The sequence below is a fragment of the Bacteroides sp. 2201st1_D9_2201SCRN_220225 genome, assembly GCF_040928965.1.
GTDB classification, from domain to species: Bacteria; Bacteroidota; Bacteroidia; order Bacteroidales; family Bacteroidaceae; genus Bacteroides; species Bacteroides stercoris.
The window spans coordinates 106,167-112,525 of sequence record NZ_JBCODG010000005.1; the positions used below are offsets into that span (position 1 = coordinate 106,167).

Annotated in this window: 5 protein-coding genes; 4 read left to right on the forward strand and 1 reads right to left on the reverse strand. The window is 44.7% G+C overall.

Going from position 1 to position 6,359, the window contains the following annotated elements; translation table 11 throughout:
• Positions 1-57 precede the first annotated feature (57 nt).
• Positions 58-2,022, forward strand: coding sequence for an Ig-like domain-containing protein (locus AB5903_RS02780; RefSeq protein ID WP_272709877.1), 1,965 nt, complete (start codon positions 58-60; stop codon positions 2,020-2,022).
• On the forward strand, positions 1,943-2,851 hold the full coding sequence (locus AB5903_RS02785) for a DUF3108 domain-containing protein (RefSeq protein WP_081448469.1): 909 nt from the start codon (positions 1,943-1,945) through the stop codon (positions 2,849-2,851). Before AB5903_RS02780 ends, AB5903_RS02785 begins: the two co-directional genes overlap by 80 nt.
• On the opposite strand, the gene AB5903_RS02790 is transcribed toward AB5903_RS02785, so the two are convergent.
• Complete coding sequence (locus tag AB5903_RS02790; RefSeq protein WP_005655923.1) at positions 2,841-3,245, reverse strand: PaaI family thioesterase; 405 nt, start codon at positions 3,243-3,245, stop codon at positions 2,841-2,843. The genes AB5903_RS02785 and AB5903_RS02790 overlap by 11 nt on opposite strands.
• A 164-nt stretch (positions 3,246-3,409) precedes the next feature.
• Here AB5903_RS02790 and AB5903_RS02795 point away from each other — a divergent pair, with 164 nt between their 5' ends.
• Both AB5903_RS02795 and AB5903_RS02800 read left to right on the forward strand, forming a co-directional pair.
• Positions 3,410-4,609 carry a glycoside hydrolase family 88 protein gene (locus AB5903_RS02795; protein WP_016661046.1) on the forward strand — a complete coding sequence of 400 codons (1,200 nt, stop codon included), beginning with the start codon at positions 3,410-3,412 and terminating at the stop codon, positions 4,607-4,609.
• The gene (locus AB5903_RS02800) at positions 4,606-6,156 is read left to right on the forward strand and encodes a sulfatase (protein WP_060385520.1); all 1,551 of its coding nucleotides are present in this window, start codon (positions 4,606-4,608) and stop codon (positions 6,154-6,156) included. Before AB5903_RS02795 ends, AB5903_RS02800 begins: the two co-directional genes overlap by 4 nt.
• The last annotated feature ends 203 nt before the right edge of the window (positions 6,157-6,359 follow it).

Sequence of the window (6,359 nt, forward strand, 5' to 3'; positions counted from 1 at the left end):
TGATTAAAATACTGTAAAGCATACTGCTAATTGCAGGATAACCTTTATTTTTGCATCATGTTAGATTGCAAGCATCATATTAAGATGAAACCGTTTGTACGTCGGTTGTTAGGGGCAGCTGTAAGTGTGGCTGTTTTATATTCTTGTGCCAGTGTGGGCCGACTGGAAGGTGGTCCGATTGATGAGGAGCCGCCTCATTTTGTCACCGGTTCTCCCCTGCCGGGTGCACTCCATAACAAAAAGAGTAAAATCTCTATTGAGTTCGATGAGTTTATCAAACTGGAGAAAGCCAATGAAAAAGTGGTTATTTCACCTCCTCAAGTGCAGCAACCGGAAATAAAGGCAAACGGTAAAAGGGTAGTGGTCAACCTGCAAGATACGTTAAAGGCTAATACTACGTATACTATCGATTTTGCCGACGTGATTCAGGATAATAATGAAGGAAACCCGATGCAGGGGTTTACCTATACATTTTCTACCGGAGCAGAGCTTGATTCAATGGCCATTGCCGGTACGTTGCTTGATGCATCGAATTTGGAACCGGTAAAGGGGGTACTGGTAGGATTACATGCCAATTTAGCCGATTCGGCATTTACCACGTTGCCTTTCGACCGTGTAGGCCGTACGGATAGCCGTGGACAGTTTTCCATTCGTGGAGTCTCTCCTGGCAAATATCGTATTTATGCTTTAATGGATGCCGACCAGAATTTTAAATTTTCCCAGTCTACGGAGGTCATAGCTTTTAATGACTCCGTTATTATCCCTTCCATGGAAAGGCGTATGCGCCAGGATACCTTGTGGAGAGACTCTTTGACCGTAGATACGATTGTAGAGAGACAATATACCCATTTCCTGCCGGATGATGTGCTGTTGCGCAGTTTCAAGGAAAAAACCTTCTCACAGCGTCTTATGAAAACGGAACGTCTTACTCCGGAAAAATTCTCTTTTTATTTTACGGCTCCTGCCGACAGTCTGCCGCTGATGAAAGGGTTGAATTTCGATGAAAAGGATGCTTTTGTCATTGAGCAGACAACCGGGAGGAACGACACGATTCACTATTGGATAAAAGATTCTTTGCTTTATCAGCAAGATACATTGAGGATGAGCTTGAGTTATTTGTATACAGATACTTTGAATCAGTTGGTTCCCCGGACAGATACTTTGAGAATCGTATCGAAGGTAAGCTGGCAGAAACTGCAGGAAAAGAAACTGGAAGAGAAGGAAAAAGCCGAGAAGGAGAAGAAGAAAAGAAGGAAAAAGGGTGAAGAAGAACCGGAACCGACTCCTTTCCTTGCAATGGATGTGTATGCGCCTTCGGCAATGGATGTATACGACTATATCACATTGAGCTTTACGGAACCGATAGCCGGCTTTAATGATACTGCCTTGCATGTAAGGCAGAAGGTCGATACGCTATGGCAGGATGTGCCGTTTGACTTTATGCGGGATTCGTTGGATTTGAAACGTTACAACCTGTATGCAGACTGGAAACCGGGTGAAAGTTACGTTTTTGAAGTGGACTCGACCGCTTTTCACGGGTTGTACGGTTTGTTTACCGATAAAGTGAAGAAGGAGTTTACTGTAAAGAAACTGGAAGAGTACGGACAGATATTTTTCAACATTACCGGAGCTGATTCTACAGCATTTGTAGAATTGCTGGATGCTCAGGACAAGGTGGTACGTACTGTTCCGGTTGTAGAAGGAAAAGCGGATTTTTATTATTTGAATCCGGGTAAATATGGAGCCCGGCTCATTAATGATACAAATGGGAATGGGGTATGGGATACCGGTGATTATGCTGCCAGGCGCCAGCCCGAAATGGTTTATTACTATCCGCAGGTATTGGAATTTAAGGCCAATTTTGATTTGATTCAGGACTGGAACGTAAAAGAAAAACCGTTGGATAAGCAAAAACCGGATGAACTGAAAAAACAAAAGCCAGATGAAGACAAGAAAAAGAAGAAAAGCCAGAATAACCGCAACAACAGCAACCGTAACAGCGGTAGGGGATATAGTTATTAAACGGAAGCGGGCTGCAGGATTGTTTTTGCTGGCCGGACTTCTGTGTCTGTGCAGCATAATGCCTGTGCAGGCTCAATGCGTGGCTAAGAACGAAGCGTTTCAGTCGGGCGAACATGTTATGTACGATTTGTATTTTAACTGGAAATTTATCTGGAAGAAAGTAGGGCTGGCAAGCTTGACTACTAATGCTACTACTTACCGCTTCCAGCCGGCCTACCGTTTCAATCTTCTTTCTGTGGGTAGCAAGAAAACGGATTTTTTCTTTAAAATGCGCGATACGCTGACGTGCTATGTCAGCGATAAACTGGAACCGCTTTATTTTCGTAAAGCAGCCGAGGAGGGAAAACGCTATACGGTCGATGAGGCATGGTTCTCGTATGATGACGGTATAGCTACCGTAAAGCAGAGACGTACCTGGCATAATCCCGTGCGTGAACCGCAGGAGATGGAGTACAGCGACAGCCGCTGTATCTTTGATATGCTGAGTATTTTGGCGCAAGCCCGTTCTTATAACCCTAAAGACTACAAGATAGGCGAGAAGATACTTTTCCCTATGGCAACAGGGCGCAGAGTAGAGGAGCAAACCTTGATTTATCGCGGAAAGGAAGATATAGAAGCGAATAATGATACAATTTACCGCTGCCTTGTATTCTCTTTCGTGGAGTACAAGAAAGGAAAAGAGAAGGAGGTGATTACTTTCTTCGTTTCCGATGACAAGAACCACCTTCCCATACGTTTGGATATGTATTTGAATTTCGGCTCTGCAAAAGCTTTCCTCAAAAGTGTAAGGGGGAATCGTTACCCGATGACTTCCGTTGTTACAAAGTAAACGGCAGTGCGTCTCCTTTTCTGAAGATACTTGACTCGAATGTGGCTACCAGCTCACCGTTCTGGTTGGTGATGTCAATCTGATAATGTCCGGTAGTACGTCCGATGTACCGTTCGCGGGCTTCGGCATATAATATGTCGCCCGGACCGCTGCTACGCAGGAAAGTGATATTGGAAGACAGTGAGAAAGCCAGTGTGCCGTGAGAATTGGCTGCCGCTGCCAAGGCGAGGTCGGCCAGTGTAAAAAGCGCTCCGCCTTGGGTGCGATTTCCGGCATTGAGATGTGTTTCCGTAATCACCAGACGGGCTTTGCTGTATCCTTCTTTTATTTCTATCAGTTCTACACCTGCTTTATCGGCAAAACAGTCTTTCTTGAAAAATTCTTGCGGCGTCATGTCGTTTGGTAATAAATGATTAATATTAAGGAGAAATCTGATGTTTTGGACACAAATGTAATATTTTAGCTTTTAATTGGATAATTTAGGTGGGTTATTTTCGAAAGCATGCACTACTTTTGTCTTCGAAAAAATAGACATAATTAATAAATAAATCCCTTATTATGAAAACGACTCTTACTACATTGGGTATTTCCCTTCTTGTTTTAGCAGGTTGTGCAGGACAAAAACAGACTGCAAATGATTTCATTCAGGAGAATATTGATAATGCGGTGGCACAGGAAACACTTCAGACAGACATTATCGAAAAATCTGGCAAAATTCTTAATCCGCGTACCATTAATAAGGATGGTAGCATTCACTACGTTCCTATCGACGACTGGTGCTCTGGTTTCTTTCCCGGTAATATTTGGTATACGTACGAACTGACCGGTGATAAAAAGTGGTTACCGCTGGCAGAGAAGTATACTGAAGCATTGGATTCCGTACAATATCTTACTTGGCATCATGATGTAGGCTTTATGATTGGTTCCAGCTATCTGAACGGGTATCGTTTTGCCAATAAGGAAGAGTACAAGCCCGTAATTATCCAGACCGCTAAATCATTGTCTACCCGTTTTCGTCCGGGTGCAGGCGTTATCCAGTCTTGGGATGCCGACAAAGGCTGGCAGGCCGAACGCGGATGGAAATGTCCGGTTATCATTGACAATATGATGAATTTGGAGCTGCTGTTTGAAGCCACTAAACTTTCGGGCGACTCTACTTTCTATAATGTGGCTAAGAAACATGCCGACACGACTATGGCCAACCACTTCCGTGCGGACAACAGTTGTTACCATGTGGTGGATTATGATCCAGAGACTGGTGAGGTGCGCAAAAAACAAACAGCGCAGGGCTACGCCGATGAATCGTCTTGGGCTCGCGGACAGGCATGGGCTTTGTACGGTTATACAATGTGTTATCGTTATACTCATGATGCCAAATATCTGGCACAGGCAGAAAAGGTGTATAACTTTATTTTCGGAAACAAGAACCTTCCCGAAGATTTGGTTCCTTACTGGGACTTCGATGCTCCGAAGATTCCGAACGAGCCTCGTGACGCTTCTGCCGCAGCATGTACAGCTTCTGCCCTCTATGAACTGAGTACCTATGTTACCGATAAGGGGTATAAGGAAACGGCTGACAGAATTATGGAAAGTCTTGCTTCTCCGGCTTATCGTGCAGAGGTAGGGACAAACGGGAACTTTATCCTGATGCACTCGGTCGGCAGTATTCCTCACGGTGCTGAAATCGATGTTCCGCTGAACTACGCCGATTATTATTTCCTGGAAGCTTTGAAGCGTAAAAGAGATTTGGAAAAATGAAAAGTCAATTGAATATATTGTTAGGTGGTTTAGGCTTGTTCGCCTTGCAGGGTTGTAAAACTCCGCAGGCAGAGCAGGCCCAACAGCCGAATGTTATTTATGTTTTTCCCGACCAGTTCCGCAATCAGGCAATGGAGTTCTGGGGGCAGGAAGGTTTTCGGGAGAAAGTGAATTTCCGGAATGATCCGGTGCATACTCCTCGTCTGAATGATTTTGCGAGAGAGTCTTTGGTACTGACCTCTGCCATGAGCAATTGCCCGTTGAGCAGTCCTCACCGGGGTTCGTTACTGACAGGCATGTATCCCAACAAGAGTGGCATTCCTTTGAACTGCAATTCGAACCGTCCTATCAGTTCGTTGCGTGAAGATGTAGACTGTGTGAGCGATGTATTCAGCAATGCGGGGTACGACTGTGCTTATTTCGGTAAACTGCATGCAGACTTCCCGACCCCCAATGACCCCCAGCGTCCGGGAAAATATGTGGAAGACCGCATACCAGCATGGGATGCTTATACACCGAAAGACCGTCGTCACGGATTTAACTATTGGTATGCTTACGGAACTTTTGATGAACATAAGAATCCGCATTATTGGGATACGGACGGTAAACGGCATGATCCGCGCGAATGGTCTCCGCTGCATGAGTCAGGTAAAGTTATTTCTTATCTGAAGAATGAGGGAAATGTACGCGACCCGAAGAAACCGTTCTTTATCATGGTCGGCATGAATCCGCCGCATAGTCCCTATCGTTCGTTGGACGACTGTATGGAACAGGACTTCAACTTATACAAGGATCAGCCGTTGGACAGCCTGCTGGTTCGCCCCAATGCCGATTCTAAAATGGAAAAGGCAGAGAGTGTACGTTACTATTTCGCTTCCGTTACAGGTGTTGACCGTGCTTTCGGGCAGATACTCGATGCGTTGAAAGAACTGGGATTGGATAAAAACACAATCGTAGTCTTCTCTTCCGACCATGGTGAGACTATGTGTAGCCAGCACACGGACGATCCGAAGAATTCTCCTTTCTCCGAGTCGATGAATGTGCCTTTCCTGGTTCGCTTCCCCGACAAGATTCAACCCCGTCTGGATGATTTGATGCTTTCTTCTCCGGATATTATGCCTACTTTGTTGGGGTTGGCGGGTCTTTCCGATTCTATTCCGGCAAATGTGCAGGGACACAATTATGCTCCGCTGTTCTTTAATGAAAAAGCTGATATAGTGCGTCCTGCAGGAGCTCTTTATATTCAGAACGTAGACGGTAAGAAAGATGAAGACGGTAAGGTTCGTTCCTATTTTCCATCGTCACGCGGTTTTAAATCGGCCCGTTACACATTGGCTCTTTATGTAGACCGTGATAACCACAAGCTTGTAAAGAGTTTCTTGTTTGACGACGAAAAAGATCCGTATCAGATGAATAATCTTCCGTTAGAGGAGAATAAGGAAATAGTAGATGAGCTGTGTGCAGAGATGGGAAAAGTCTTGAAGGAGATTGACGATCCCTGGTACAGAGAGCGCATCTTGTCTGACATGATACCGTACGATAAATAAAAATTGTTGTTTCTAAACTGAATTGAGGTTGTGTCAAAATGCTGACACAGCCTCTTTTTATGCGCAAAGCCCAGACTTTCTCAAGCCCGGGCTTTGTTATTACCCAAAGTTTTCGTATCTTTAGGCATAAAGTTTTTCGTTATGGCAAAGTTACATTTTCGTCCTTACATTCCCAACCAAACCGTTCTTTTTCCACAAAGAAT